Annotated in this window: 13 protein-coding genes; 4 read left to right on the top strand and 9 right to left on the bottom strand. The window is 72.2% G+C overall.

All coding sequences use genetic code 11. The features are described from left to right. Positions 1 to 30: 30 nt before the first annotated feature. From QSK10_RS23060 to cimA, 4 genes are all read right to left on the bottom strand, one after another. Positions 31 to 1413, bottom strand: a complete 1383-nt coding sequence (locus QSK10_RS23060; RefSeq protein WP_285665024.1) for an alpha/beta hydrolase family protein — start codon at positions 1411 to 1413, stop codon at positions 31 to 33. Beyond that, positions 1410 to 1712, bottom strand: a complete 303-nt coding sequence (locus QSK10_RS23055; protein ID WP_285665023.1) for a hypothetical protein — start codon at positions 1710 to 1712, stop codon at positions 1410 to 1412. The genes QSK10_RS23060 and QSK10_RS23055 overlap by 4 nt, the downstream gene beginning before the upstream one ends. A gap of 102 nt (positions 1713 to 1814) precedes the next feature. Next, the gene (locus tag QSK10_RS23050) at positions 1815 to 2135 is read right to left on the bottom strand and encodes a hypothetical protein (RefSeq protein WP_285665022.1); all 321 of its coding nucleotides are present in this window, start codon (positions 2133 to 2135) and stop codon (positions 1815 to 1817) included. A gap of 43 nt (positions 2136 to 2178) precedes the next feature. Beyond that, complete coding sequence (gene cimA / locus QSK10_RS23045; protein WP_285665021.1) at positions 2179 to 3774, bottom strand: citramalate synthase; 1596 nt, start codon at positions 3772 to 3774, stop codon at positions 2179 to 2181. Positions 3775 to 4107: 333 nt separating this feature from the next. Here cimA and QSK10_RS23040 point away from each other — a divergent pair, with 333 nt between their 5' ends. Then, the gene (locus tag QSK10_RS23040) at positions 4108 to 5064 is read left to right on the top strand and encodes a ribose-phosphate diphosphokinase (protein WP_285665020.1); all 957 of its coding nucleotides are present in this window, start codon (positions 4108 to 4110) and stop codon (positions 5062 to 5064) included. Between the two features lie 56 nt (positions 5065 to 5120). On the opposite strand, the gene QSK10_RS23035 is transcribed toward QSK10_RS23040, so the two are convergent. Further along, on the bottom strand, positions 5121 to 6320 hold the full coding sequence (locus tag QSK10_RS23035; protein ID WP_285665019.1) for a S1 family peptidase: 1200 nt from the start codon (positions 6318 to 6320) through the stop codon (positions 5121 to 5123). A 272-nt stretch (positions 6321 to 6592) separates the two neighbouring features. Between QSK10_RS23035 and QSK10_RS23030 the strand changes: the two genes are divergently transcribed. Both QSK10_RS23030 and ahpD read left to right on the top strand, forming a co-directional pair. Continuing rightward, positions 6593 to 7144 carry a peroxiredoxin gene (locus QSK10_RS23030; protein ID WP_285665018.1) on the top strand — a complete coding sequence of 184 codons (552 nt, stop codon included), beginning with the start codon at positions 6593 to 6595 and terminating at the stop codon, positions 7142 to 7144. A 5-nt stretch (positions 7145 to 7149) separates the two neighbouring features. Next, on the top strand, positions 7150 to 7680 hold the full coding sequence (gene ahpD, locus QSK10_RS23025; protein ID WP_285665017.1) for an alkylhydroperoxidase, AhpD family: 531 nt from the start codon (positions 7150 to 7152) through the stop codon (positions 7678 to 7680). Positions 7681 to 7735: 55 nt separating this feature from the next. Here the strand turns inward: ahpD and QSK10_RS23020 are convergent, their stop codons facing one another. Together QSK10_RS23020 and QSK10_RS23015 are read right to left on the bottom strand one after the other, a co-directional pair. Beyond that, positions 7736 to 8428, bottom strand: a complete 693-nt coding sequence (locus QSK10_RS23020; RefSeq protein ID WP_285665016.1) for an NUDIX domain-containing protein — start codon at positions 8426 to 8428, stop codon at positions 7736 to 7738. 9 nt (positions 8429 to 8437) lie between these two features. Next, positions 8438 to 9118 carry a GntR family transcriptional regulator gene (locus tag QSK10_RS23015; RefSeq protein WP_285665015.1) on the bottom strand — a complete coding sequence of 227 codons (681 nt, stop codon included), beginning with the start codon at positions 9116 to 9118 and terminating at the stop codon, positions 8438 to 8440. Between the two features lie 65 nt (positions 9119 to 9183). Here QSK10_RS23015 and QSK10_RS23010 point away from each other — a divergent pair, with 65 nt between their 5' ends. Further along, positions 9184 to 10353, top strand: coding sequence for an amidohydrolase (locus tag QSK10_RS23010; RefSeq protein ID WP_285665014.1), 1170 nt, complete (start codon positions 9184 to 9186; stop codon positions 10351 to 10353). Positions 10354 to 10374: 21 nt separating this feature from the next. Here the strand turns inward: QSK10_RS23010 and QSK10_RS23005 are convergent, their stop codons facing one another. Together QSK10_RS23005 and QSK10_RS23000 are read right to left on the bottom strand one after the other, a co-directional pair. Then, the gene (locus tag QSK10_RS23005) at positions 10375 to 11868 is read right to left on the bottom strand and encodes a carboxylesterase/lipase family protein (protein WP_285665013.1); all 1494 of its coding nucleotides are present in this window, start codon (positions 11866 to 11868) and stop codon (positions 10375 to 10377) included. 63 nt (positions 11869 to 11931) lie between these two features. Then, positions 11932 to 12555 (bottom strand): YigZ family protein, encoded by a 624-nt coding sequence (locus QSK10_RS23000; protein ID WP_285665012.1) that lies wholly within the window; start codon positions 12553 to 12555, stop codon positions 11932 to 11934. Positions 12556 to 12562 lie beyond the last annotated feature (7 nt).

Below are 12562 nucleotides of genomic sequence, written 5' to 3'. Positions count from 1 at the left end.
TCGCGCATCGGCGGCCGCCGCGCCACCCCGTCACTTGTCACTGAGCCGGAACGCCGCCGTCCCCAGGACCTCCCCCCGGTACCCGGTGAGTTTCCGGTCGATGTGCGCGGCGGCCTCCGGGATGTCCTCGGCGAGGTTCTCGGCGTAGCGCTTGGCGCCGTGGCAGGCGGGGAAGCCGTGGCGGCCGTCGGCGAAGTCGACCTCGTACCAGTCGGGGTGGGGGTTGTGCACGGCCCCGAAGCCGCGCCCGTCGAGGGCGGGCACGATGTCGTGCTGGTTGGTCACGCTGGCCACCCACAGGTCGGCCACGAGGGGCTTCTTGTAGTCGACGGGCGAGCCGACGGCGACCAGGTGGGTGAAGCGGTAGCGCTCGACGAGTTCGGCGTCGGAGACGATGTTCATCGCCACCACACCGCCCTGGCTGTGCCCGATGAGGGCGATCTCGGCGCCGTCGGGGACCCCGGCGGCGGCGAAGGTGGTGCGCAGCGCGCGGGTGTAGGTCGACTCGGTGAGCTGGGTGTTGCGGATGGCGCCCACCAGGTCCTGGGTGGAGTCGCTGCTGACGGTGTCGGAGGTCATCCCGGGCAGCACCAGCAGCCAGCGCTCGGCGCCGTCCCCGGCGCGCACGCGCTGGAGGAGCATGTAACCGTAGGGGCGCAGGACGCCGATGTTGCGCATGTGACCGGCGATGGTGCCGGTGTCGTCGAGGCTCACCTCGGGCGGCAGGCCGACGGGTATCGCCGAGCCCTCGCCCTTCTCGAAGGCCGAGACCCACGTCATCGACACGCCCAGCAGCGGCTCGCCGGTGGGCGGTTTGCCGACGGCGAAGTTCCAGCCCACGGCGTCGTTGAAGGGGTTCTCGTCGAGCAGCGCGATGAGCCCGGACAGCTCGATGAACACCGGCGCGATCGCGCCCAGGGCCTGCTGGGTGCCGCGTTCCTTCATCAGGCGGCGGAACCGGCGGACCGCCTCCACCTGCCGGTCGCCCTCGATGGCGGCGATGAGGGCCGCCAGGTCGGCGTCCTCGCGCAGCTCGGGGTGCAGCTTCGTCAAGGCCCGGACGCGCGTCTTCAGCGCCGAGGCCGCCACCAGCGCCGGGAGGCTCTCGCGGCCGGTGGCGCTGGTCAGCATCGCGATGACCTTCCCGAGCCGGTTGGTCTCGGTGCCGCAGCCGAGGCCACCGGCGATGGCCCGGCCCAGCCGCGCGGTCACCTTCGCGCCGGTGCGCGGCGAGGCCGCCACTGAGCGCAGCAGGACGGGGTCGCTCAGCAGCGCCGTCAGCCGCGCGGCGGTGGTGGCGATCTGCTCGGCGCAGACCCCCAGGTCGCGGGCCAGGCCCATCAGGCCCTCGACCTCCTCGGCGGTGTGCTCGTGGACGTCGTGATCGTGCTTGTGGCCGGTGGCCTGACTCATTTCGTCCTCCGGGACAGCGCGTAGACCCCGGCCCCCACGGCCGCGCCGACGCCGATGGCGGCGGCGATCTCCGGCAGGTGCCGACGCACCGCCGGGCCCTCCACCGCACCGGCGTGGGCGTCGATGGTGGCCGCGAGCGCGTCGAGCTGGCGGGCCACGGTCTGGCAGCGGCGTCCGTGCCCGTCGAGTTCCTCGCGCAGGACGGCGTCGGGCGCGACGGCGGGCATGTCGGCCAGGACCTGGGCCTGGCGGCGCATCCGGTCGGCTTCGGCGCGGACGAGATCGGCGATGGTGCGCACACGACTGTATTTCCCGTGAACCGGGTCGGCTGGCATGGCGGCGTCCCCCCAAGGACTGGTCGGTTCTTCCCGGGGTGACGCTATCGCGGCTTTAGGACCGGATCAGCCGAAAGCGGCGCACCCGCCCGCGAGCAGCAGCGTGCCGACGATGGCGCCGATGAGCAGGCCGACGCCGACCTGGCGGGTGCGGGGGCTGAACATCAGGGAGAAGGCCACCGCGAAGCAGGCGGGGGTGGCGACCATGCTGGAGATGGCCGACATGGTGACGCCGTCGGAGAAGGACGTGCCGGGCATCATCAGGCCCAGCACGATCGCGACGAGCATCTGGAGCAGCAGCCCGAGCAGCGCGCCGGCCACGATCCGGCGGCGCGCCAAGGCGGGGTCGGGGCGCGGGACGTAACGGCGGGTCTCGTTGATGCTCACGCGCCAACCGTACCCAGCCGCGTCGACCCCGCGCCCCGGTTGATCAGGTGGTGCCGACCTCCCTGGACAGCCCGAAGGCGAGGGCGTCGACGAGCGCGTGCCAGCTGGCCTCGACGACGTTCTCGTGGACGCCGACGGTGGTCCACTCGCGTTCACCGGCGCTGGAGCCGATGAGGACGCGCGTGACGGCGGCGGTGCCGTGGGATCCGGCCAGGATGCGGACCTTGTAGTCGGCCAGTTCGACCCCGGCCAGGCCGGGGTGGTGTGGCAGGAGCGCCTGCCGCAGGGCCGAGTCGAGGGCGTGGACGGGTCCGTTGCCCTCGGCGGTGGCGATGACCCGCTCACCGCGCACGCCGACCTTGACAGTGGCCTCGCTGACCACGGCGCCGTCCTCGCGGTGCTCGACGATGACCCGGTAGGACTCCAGGGTGAAGGGCGCGGGGACGGGGCTGCCGAGTTCGTCGCGGACGAGGAGCTCGAAGGAGGCGTCGGCGGCCTCGAAGGACCACCCGGCGGCCTCCAGTTCCTTGACGCGCTCGGTGACGCGGGCGGAGACGTCGGGACGGCCGGTCAGGTCCAGCCCCAGCTCGGCGCTCTTGAGCTCGATGCTGGCCCGGCCGGCCATCTCCGTGACGAGGACCCGCATGTCGTTGCCGACGAGCGCCGGGTCGACGTGGTTGTACAACTCGGGGTCCACTTTGATCGCGCTGGCGTGCAGCCCCGCCTTGTGGGCGAAAGCGGCGTGTCCGACGTAGGCCTGGTGGGTGTCGGGCGCGAGGTTGGCGATCTCGGCGATGGCGTGGGAGACGTGGGTCATCTTCGCCAGCCCACCGTCGGGTAGGACGGGGAGGCCGAGCTTGAGGGCGAGGTTGCCCAGGACGGCGAACAGGTCGGCGTTCCCGGGACGCTCGCCGTATCCGTTGGCGGTGCCCTGTACGTGCATGACCCCGGCCTGCACCGCGGTGATGGTGTTCGCCACGGCGCAGGAGGTGTCGTTCTGCGCGTGCATGCCCAGGCGGGGTTGGCCCCCAAGGCGCTCGCGCAGTCCCGCGATCGTGTCGCGGACGTCTGAGGGGAGCATTCCGCCGTTGGTGTCGCACAGGACGACGACGTCGGCTCCGGCTTCGAGGGCGGTGCCCACGACGGCGGCGGCGTAGCCGGGGTCGTGGCGGTACCCGTCGAAGAAGTGCTCGCAGTCGAGGAAGACCTCGCGTCCCATGGCCACCCCGTAGGACACGGTGTCGGCGATCATGGCGAGGTTCTCCTCGCGGGTGGTGCGCAGGGCGCGCTCGACGTGGCGGACGTCGGACTTGGCGACCAGGCACAGCGCGCTGGTCTCGGCGTCCAGCAGGGCCTTGACCTGCGGGTCGTCCTCCACGTGACGGCCGACCTTGCGGGTGGCCCCGAAGGCGACGAGCGTGGCGTTCTTGAAGTCGATCTCGGCGCGGGCCCGGCGGAAGAACTCGGTGTCGCTGGGCAGCGCGCCCGGCCAGCCGCCCTCGACGTAGTCGACGCCGAGGTCGTCGAGGAGGCGGGCGATGGCGAGCTTGTCGGCTACGGAGTAACGGATGCCCTCCCGCTGCGCGCCGTCGCGCAGGGTCGTGTCGAACACGTGGAACTCGTCGGCGGGACCGATCATCTCGGGTTTCCTTTCGTCGCCTCTGGCCTGGAAAACAAGAAGACCCCCCGTGGTCACGGGAGGTCTGCGCGCTGTCCGGTCGTTCGACAGCGCGCTAGGGGCCAATAATGAGGCTGAGGTTCACGGCGACGAGTATGCCAGCGCTGTCCAGATCTTGGCCCGCTTTCCCACTTCGCGGGATACTCGGCGTGTCGGGAACCCAACGCTCCGGCGCGGCGCGGCATGGCATGATCCTCCCCGTGGCCGCGAGAAAGAGACGCGTGCGCCATGTGATGGAAACCTTCCGGTCCCCCGGCGGGCCGGTTGAAGGCCCATAGGCGCAGGGAGGCAATCATGATGGCGTACGACGACGAACTCCTGGTATTCGGCGGATCGGCCAGCCCGGTCCTGACCGAGTCGATCTGCCGGCACCTCGGCATCAAGGCGGGCCGGGGTGAGGTCCTCCAGTTCTCCGACGGCAACCTCTTCGTCAAGGTCGGGGAGAACGTGCGCGGACGCCACGTCTACCTGGTCCAGTCGACGGTGTTCCCGGCCAACGACCATTTCATGGAACTGCTGTTCTGGATCGACGCCCTCAAGCGCGCCTCGGCGGCGTCGGTGACGGTGATCATGCCCTACTTCAGCTACGCCAAGGGCGACAAGAAGGACGAGCCGCGCGTATCCATCCGCGCGCGGGTCTGCGCGCAGTCGATGGAGGCCGCCGGCGCCGACCGGGTGGTGACGCTGGACCTGCACGCACCGCAGATCCAGGGCTTCTTCCAGGTCCCGGTGGACGACCTGTACGGCCTGCCGGTGCTGGTCACCGCGATCCGCGACGAGGGTGTCAAGGACCTGGTGGTGGTCTCCCCCGACGCCGGTTTCGCCAAGAAGGCCCGGCTGTTCGCCCGCGCGCTGGACGCGCCCCTGGCGATCGCCGACAAGGAGCGCGTCGACCACAGCGAGGCCGCGCGCGTCATCGACCTGATCGGGGACGTCTCGGGCAGGCACGCGCTGATCGTGGACGACTTCACCATCACCGCCGGGACCCTCGCCGAGGTCGCCGAGTGCCTGATGGAGCGCGGCGCGCGCTCGGTCCGCGCGGCGGTGTCCCACGGCGTGTTCACCGGCAAGGCCATGCACCGTCTCGACGACAGCCCCATCGAGACCCTGTGGATCACCGACACCGTGGAGAACCAGCCCGTGGAGTTCTCCGCGAAGGTCCGGGTGGCCTCGGTGGCGCCGCTGTTCGCCGAGGCGATCGCGCGCATCCACAACCGGGAGAGCCTGAGCGTGCTGTTCGACGGCGTCTAGGTACGGCGAAGGGCCGAGCATGATCGCCCGGCCCTTCACTCTGCCGTCTTCAGGCGTCAGGCGAGGCGCATGCCCCAGGCGCCGAGGATGTCGACGGCCTCGGTCCAGTAGACGTCCCGGCCGCTACCCGCGCTGATGATGCCGCGGGCCTGGCGGCCGTTGCTCGTGTAGGTCCAGACCAGGCCGCCGGAGTCGCCGTGCTGGGCGCCGGCGGGACCGTCGGTCTTCTCGGCGACCACGCCACGGCGGGTGTGGCCGGAATCGTCCGTCCAGGTCTTGTCCTGGTCCCAGACGCGGATGCCGCACACCTGGCCCGACGGGAAGCCGGAGTGGCAGACCCAGTCGCCGTTGTACGAGTAGCGCATGCCGTCGATGGGCGCCACGGTGGCACGCCCGTCGTTCGGGCCCTCCCAGGTCCGGCCACCGGTCACCCCGGTGTCATTGGTGTCGATCGCCGCGGCGTCGTACTGGACGTGGGTGTAGGTCGTCCGGCCGATGTAGTTCCGGGTGCTGTTCTCCCATTCGGTGTAGAACCACTCGCCTTCCTCGCCGCAGTGCTCGGCGGTGATCAGGAAGGACCGGCCGTCGTAGTTGCGCCTGGCCGGCAGGCCCGACGTGCACGTGCCACGCGCGGCGGTGCTCAGGCCCTCGCCGCCGATCCACGGCCGCTCGTCCTTGCGTCGCGACATGGTCTGCGGCACGTCCGTGGCCGCCTCGAAGAGCGCCGGGACGCCGAAGACCTCGCTGGGCGCGGGAGCCGCCGACAGCGCGGCGCCGTAGACCCCGATCCGCAGGCCCTCACCGGAGGCCGGGACCGAGATCGTCCGAATCGCCTGCGGCACCAGCGACGGCTGCGCCAGGAGCTTCTCGCGCGCGGCCCGCAGGTCCCGCTTGGTGTAGGTGCTCTTCGCGAAGCGGACGATGCTCGTGTCGACACCCTTGTCCGCGCCGCGGGCGGCGGCCAGGAACTCGCCCTTCCGGCCGGTGTCGGTCAGGTAGACCGTGACCTCGCCGTGGTTGGCGTCGAGCTCGATGCCCGAGAAGTGGCCGGCACCGCCCAGGCGGCCGTAGTCGCCGATGGCGTTGGCGACGCGGCGCAGCGGACCGAGCAGGCGCTCCTGCTGCGGCTGGCTCATCGCCGCGATCTGGGCGTCGGTGTAGGTGGGTTTCGCCGCGTGGGCGGGACCCGTGAAGAGAAGTCCGGCGACGGTCGCCACGGTGGCGACGGCCGCGAACGTTCGTGCTCTGACACGCATGAGGTTTTCCTTTCCGGAGCGGCGCGTGGCGCGCTCTGAACCGGCCCGAAGCGTGCGCGCGGCACTTGATACATCCCCTACGCGTCGGCCATCCGTGCGCCGCATCCGGCGACGAATCCGCAGCGTGACGCCATGATCGGTGATCTCTCCCACTTAGGGCACCCTCGGTCTTGGGTTACGGAGAGTCATCGGCCATAATTTGGAACGACTCCAGAAAATACCCATCGTGATGGAGTCGCTACCCATACGCGCGTCCACAAGGAGCCTTCATCGTGCTTTCCGTCGGCGACCACTTCCCGGCCTACGAGCTGACCGCCTGCGTCTCCCTCGACCCGGAGAACGCCTTCGAGACCATCACCAGCAAGTCCCACGAAGGCAAGTGGCGCGTCCTGTTCGCGTGGCCGAAGGACTTCACCTTCGTCTGTCCCACCGAGATCGCCGAGTTCGGCCGGCTCAACGGCGAGTTCGCCGACCGCGACGCCCAGGTCCTGGGCTGGTCGGTGGACAACGAGTTCGTGCACCACGCGTGGCGCAAGGACCACCCCGACCTGCGCGAGCTGCCCTTCCCGATGCTGGCCGACGTGAAGCGCGAGCTGACCGAGGCCGCCGGCGTCCTCGGCGAGGACGGCGTCGCCCAGCGCGCGACGTTCATCGTCGACCCGAACAACGAGATCCAGTTCGTCATGGTGACGGCCGGTTCGGTCGGCCGCAACGTGGCCGAGGTCCTGCGCGTCCTGGACGCCCTGCAGACCGACGAGCTGTGCCCCTGCAACTGGAACAAGGGCGGCGAGACCCTCGACGCCAAGAAGCTGCTGGCGGGCTGAATCCCATGGGCGTCGACACCATCAAGGAATCCCTCCCGGCCTACGCCAAGGACACCAAGCTGAACCTGGGCTCGGTGGCGACAACGTCGTCGCTGTCGGCGCTGCAGCTGTGGGGCACCCTGGTGGCGACCGCGGTCGCGTCGCGCAACGCCGTCGTGCTGCGCGAGATCGCCGAAGAGGCCGCCGAGAACATCTCCCCCGAGGCGCTGGAGGCCGCCAAGGCCGCCGCCTCGATCATGGCGATGAACAACATCTACTACCGGGGCAAGCACCTGATCGGCGAGGACGCCTACCAGTCGCTGCCCGCCCGCCTGCGCATGCAGGTGATCGGCAACCCGGGCGTGGACAAGGTCGACTTCGAGCTGTGGTGCCTGGCCGTCTCGGCCGTCACCGGCTGCGGGGTGTGCCTGGAGTCGCATGAGAAGACGCTGGCCAAGGCCGGTGCCTCTCGCGACAACGTGCACGACGCCCTGCGCATCGCGGCGGTCGTGCACGCGGCCGCGGTGACCCTCGACGCCGAGGCCGCGCTGGCCTAGGTCCGCCCGTGCGATGAGCGGCCCGCGTCCCTTGTGGACGCGGGCCGCTCGCCGTTCACCAATGACAGGGCGCGGCCAGGTCGGCGGCGTTGCGGTCGGCCAGCACCAGCGGCGTCTCCGGCCAGCCGTGGGCGTGCCAGTGCGCAATCCGCCAGCGGATCCGGCGCGGCCATACCGGCAGGCTCACCACGTCGGCCAGCGGCACCCACACCGGTTCCATGCCCGCGTCCAGGTCGAGCGTCTCCAGTGGACCGAACTCGCCCTCGGCCTCGGCGAGGAAGTAGTGGTCGAGGTACAGGCCCGGGAAGCGCTCGCTGGTCCGGTACACCGTCGCGATGTGCCGGACGGCGCGGCCGGTCATGCCGGTCTCCTCGGTGATCTCCCGCGCCAGGGTGGCGTGCAGGTCCTCGCCCTCCTCGACGCCACCGCCGGGGATCTCGTAGCGCAGCTCGCCGTGCGGCGTCAGGTACTTGATCAGCGGGACCATGCCGTCGCGGACGATGATCGCGCCCGCGCGGGTCCGCTTCGGCGGCAGCGCGGTCGGGTCGTCCGGGATGCCCTCGGTGCGCCCGCCGTCCACGGCCGCCCGCAGGACGCGCTCGGCGAGCCCGATCGGGGTGATGCGGGCGTGCAGCGCGAGTTCCAGCGGGACGTCGACGGCGTCCGGTTCTCCGTTGGCGACGGTGTAGAGCTCGCCCAGCTCATCGCGTCCGGGCCGCAGCCGGACCGTTTTCCCTTCGATGGTCATCGCGCCAACCTAACCCGCGCGGCGCCGCCTGCGGGTCCGCGTGGCCTCCTCGGGGTCGACGCCCGTCCACGCCTCGGCGGCCGCGATGGTCTCGGCCCGCCCGCCGGTGACGTGCCGGACGCCCAGTTCGGCCGCGCGCACGCCGTCCCCCACCGCGATGGCCTCGTACAGGGCCTCGTGCTCGGCGCACTGGACCTCGGCGTCGCGGTCGCCGGTGAGGTGGAACAGCCGCCGCACCCGCGCCGAGATGCCCCCGAGCACGTCGGCGAGCAGCGCGTTGCCGGACAGGGCGACCAGCTCGTCGTGGAAGTCGGCGCGCGCGTTGATCTGCTCGGCGCCGCGCACGTCCCGGGCCCGCTCGACGCACTCTCGCAGCCGTGCCCTGCCCTCGTCGGTGGCCCGTTCGGCGGCCAGTCGCGCGGCCAGGCCTTCGAGGGCCTCGCGGACGTCGAAGAGGTCGCGCACGTCGTCGGGGGTGACCGGGGCGACGATGGTGCCCTTCCCGGGCACGGTGACGACCAGGCCCTCGGCGGCCAGCTGCCGCAGCGCCTCGCGCAGCGGGATGCGCGAGAGGTCCAGTTCCTCGGCCAGGTCCCGCTCGACGAGGCGGTGGCCGGGCAGGTAGGCGGCCTCGACGATGCGCCGCTTGAGCGTGGCGTGGGCGTGGTCGCGCCTGGGCGTGCCGCTCATGACCCCCCTCTCACGTGGGCTTCGACGGTAGCCGAAGTTAACGGTATACCGTTATTCTGGCGCCCATGAGCGACCTTCTTCTCCGCAACGCCGTCCTCGGCTCCGGCGCGCCCACCGACGTCCTCATCTCCGGCGGGCGCATCGCCGCCACCGGCGCCGGGCTCACCGCCCCCGCCGTCGAGGAGCTCGGCGGCGCCCTCGTCCTGCCCGGCTTCATCGACGGCCACGCCCACCTGGACAAGACCCTCTGGGGCGGCCCCTGGGTCCCGCACACCGCACCCGCCGGGCTGGCCGCGAAGATCCACAATGGACGCGTCCGCCGCCCCGAGCTCGGCATCCCCTCCGCCGACTACGTGACCGCCCTGCTGACCCACATGGTCACCCTCGGCACCACCCACGTCCGGTCCCATGTGGACGTCGACCCCGACGTCGGCCTCGGCTCGGTGCACGCCGTCCGCGAGGCCCTGTCCCGCCTGGACGGCCGCATCACCGCCGAACTGGTCGCGTTCCCCCAGACCGGCATGCTGATCAGCCCCGGCACCGAGGCCCTCCTCGAAGAGGCCCTCAAGGCCGGTGTGGAGCACATCGGCGGCATCGACCCCGCCGGCGTCGACCGCGACCCCGTCCGCCACCTCGACATCGTCTTCGCCCTCGCCGGCAAGTACGGAGTGGGCGTCGACGTCCACCTCCACGACCGCGGCACCCTCGGCGTCTTCCAGTACGACCTCATCATCGAGCGCACCCGCGCCCTCGGCCTCTCCGGCCGCGTCACCATCTCCCACGGCTACGCCCTCGCCGGCGCCGATCCCGCCACCCGCGAACGGCTCATCGCCGCCCTCGCCGAGAACGGGATCTCACTCGCCTCCACCGGCCCCGCCGAGTCCCTGCCCATCCGCGACCTGGCCGCCGCCGGCGTCCCCGTCACCCTCGGCAACGACGGCATCCGCGACCTCTGGAGCCCCTACGGCACCGGCGACATGCTGGAACGCGCGCTGTTCCAGGCGAAGAACGCCGGCTTCGCCCGCGACGAGGAGATCCAGCTCGCCGTCGACGCGGTCACCTACTGGGGCGCCTCGGTGGCCGGGCTGCCCGACTACGGGCTCACGGTCGGCTCGGTGGCGGACCTCGTCGTCGTGCCCGCCCGCAACGCGGCGGAGGCGGTGATGGTGCGGCCCGTGCGCGACCTGGTGGTGAAGGGCGGGCGGATCGTGGCCCGTCGCGGGGAACTGGTCTAGCGCCTTCCGGCCGTTCCCGCGTCACGGCGCGGGGACGGCCGCCCAGAACCCGCACCCCCGCTCCCCCGCCAGATCCACCGCCCGCACGTCCTCCGGCACCAGCCGCAGCGTCTCGCCCTCGGCGAAGCGCGGCCACGTCGGCAGGCCGGGGGCGTTCGGGTCGCCCATCGCGGCGAAGGCGGCCCAGTACCCGGCCATCTGGTCGGCGAGGGCGCGCTGGGCGTCGTTGCCGTCGGGGCCGTCGAGGAGGTAGGGGACGTCGAAGCCGTGCGCGGCGCCGTCGGGGAAGGCGGTGAAGCCGGGGAAGGCGCTCGGCGCGTAGGCGTCGGCGAACTCGTAGGCGTAGGTGGGGGCGACGGCGGCCAGCAGGCGGTGGCGTTCGGCGGCGGGGCAGGTGTACACGCGGTCGGTCATCGCCCGCGACCAGGTCAGCGCCGGATGCTCGCCGGGGGTGGCGTAGCGGGCCTGGACCTCCGGCGCACGGTCGTCGAAGGCGGCGGTCAGCAGCGCGGGGTAGTCGGTCTCACCGGCGAGGGCGTGGGCGACGGCGTGGGCGCGGGCCTCGTCGCGGGTGGTGCCCGACAGGACGGGGACGGCGTGGACGGTCCCCTCGCGGATGGCGTCGTAGGGGTGACGCGGGAGGACGCGGCCGCCGTAGGCGGGGACGGGGAAACGCGGCGTGAAGCCGGTCAGGCGGTCGGCGGGCAGCTCGCGCAGGCACGCCAGGCCGTCGGCGGCGCCGGCGCACAGGGACGCGGCGGTGGCCTCGCCCAGGGCGCTCGCCTCGGCCAGCGGGGTCCACGAGGGGGTGGCGGCGTGGCCGGGGCCGAGGGCGGTGGCGGGGACGTCCCAGGTGCACACGCCGCTGCGGATGACCGCGCGCTGGAAGAGACCGGCGGCGTCGGGGGACGCCAGGTGCGCGCACACGTCGGCCTCACCGGCGAGGGTGATGGTGGTGGGATCGCCGTCGAAGGCGGCGATGTTCTCCCGGACCCACACCAGCGCGGCCTGCGCGTCCAGCAGCCCGAACGCGCCCGACTCGGCCAGGCCGGGGTGGGCAAAGTTGGCGAAGATCCCGCGGCGGGTGTCGGCCTGGACCACGACGACGTCGCCGTGGGCGGCCAGGCGGCGGGCGTCGTGCTCGCCGTCGTCCTCGCCGCGCAGCCACACGATGACGGGCAGGGGCGTGCGGACGTCGGTGGGCGCGGTGATCTGGAGGTACAGGCAGTCCTCACCGCTCGCGCGGCTCGTGCCGGGGCAGCGCGGGGACGGGCGGGTCGCGTCGCGCATGCCCTGCCAGGTCATCGCCGGCGCGGGCGGGCGCCAGCGCAGGTTCGCCACCGGCGGGCGGGCGTAGGGGACGCCGTGGAAGACGCGGGTGCTGGCGTCGAAGGTGCCCATGAGCCCCGCGCCACCGGGCAGGACCACCACCGGCGAGGCCGCGGCGGCCTGCGGCCAGGCGAGGACGGTGCACGCGGTCAGCAGCGCCAGCGCGGCGCTCCAACGTCGTCCCATTGCGCACTCCCTCTCCCCGTGCCGCGATCATCATCACAGGTCAGAGGTGGTTTCGTGGCCGATTCAGACCACTGGGACTTCCACATAGGTCGATGCCCCGAGCTCGACGGACGCGTGCCCGGCGGTCGCCTCGGCCGCCCACGCGGTGAACGCGCCGAGCTCGCCGTCGGGCACGTGGACCTCGGTGGACACCCCGGTCCCGTAGGAGGTCTCGCCCAGGTTCAGGCCGCGCGCGTGCAGGTCGGCGGCGAAGCGCCCGGCGCGGGTGTGGTCGACGGTCACCGTGACGATGGTGACCGGAACGCGCTCCACGACGCCCGCCGCGTCGATCGCCGCCGCGACCGACTGCCCGTAGGCGCGTACGAGCCCGCCCGCGCCGAGTTTCACGCCGCCGAAGTAGCGGGTCACCACGGCGACCACGTTGGTCAGCTCGCGGCGGTGCAGGACCTCCATCATCGGCACGCCCGCGGTGCCGGAGGGCTCGCCGTCGTCGTTGCTCTTGGAGATGTCGGCCCAGTCGCCCAGGACGTAGGCGGTGCAGTTGTGGGTGGCCGCGCGGTGCTCGCGGCGGCGGGCGGCGATGAAGGCGACCGCCTCGTCCTCGGTGCGGACGCGGGCCAGCGCGCAGACGAAGCGCGACTTCTTGATCTCCGTCTCGGTCACGCCGTCACGCCCGATCATCCTCATGTCCTCA

Origin of the sequence: Actinorhabdospora filicis, assembly GCF_030269765.1 — a bacterium.
In the GTDB taxonomy this organism is placed as follows: domain Bacteria; phylum Actinomycetota; class Actinomycetes; order Mycobacteriales; family Micromonosporaceae; genus Actinorhabdospora; species Actinorhabdospora filicis.
The sequence above is the reverse complement of the archived record's forward strand: the minus strand, read 5'-3'. Positions and strand labels throughout refer to the sequence as shown.

What these genes read in the sequence shown, in the direction of transcription:
- cimA (WP_285665021.1), bottom strand. Translation starts at nt 3,774, where the DNA reads ATGATCGGTCCCGCCGACGAGTTCCACGTGTTCGACACGACCCTGCGC.
- QSK10_RS23015 (WP_285665015.1), bottom strand. Translation starts at nt 9,118, where the DNA reads ATGAGCGGCACGCCCAGGCGCGACCACGCCCACGCCACGCTCAAGCGG.
- QSK10_RS23035 (WP_285665019.1), bottom strand. Translation starts at nt 6,320, where the DNA reads ATGCGTGTCAGAGCACGAACGTTCGCGGCCGTCGCCACCGTGGCGACC.
- ahpD (WP_285665017.1), top strand. Translation starts at nt 7,150, where the DNA reads ATGGGCGTCGACACCATCAAGGAATCCCTCCCGGCCTACGCCAAGGAC.
- QSK10_RS23020 (WP_285665016.1), bottom strand. Translation starts at nt 8,428, where the DNA reads ATGACCATCGAAGGGAAAACGGTCCGGCTGCGGCCCGGACGCGATGAG.
- QSK10_RS23005 (WP_285665013.1), bottom strand. Translation starts at nt 11,868, where the DNA reads ATGGGACGACGTTGGAGCGCCGCGCTGGCGCTGCTGACCGCGTGCACC.
- QSK10_RS23010 (WP_285665014.1), top strand. Translation starts at nt 9,184, where the DNA reads ATGAGCGACCTTCTTCTCCGCAACGCCGTCCTCGGCTCCGGCGCGCCC.
- QSK10_RS23060 (WP_285665024.1), bottom strand. Translation starts at nt 1,413, where the DNA reads ATGAGTCAGGCCACCGGCCACAAGCACGATCACGACGTCCACGAGCAC.
- QSK10_RS23000 (WP_285665012.1), bottom strand. Translation starts at nt 12,555, where the DNA reads ATGAGGATGATCGGGCGTGACGGCGTGACCGAGACGGAGATCAAGAAG.
- QSK10_RS23040 (WP_285665020.1), top strand. Translation starts at nt 4,108, where the DNA reads ATGATGGCGTACGACGACGAACTCCTGGTATTCGGCGGATCGGCCAGC.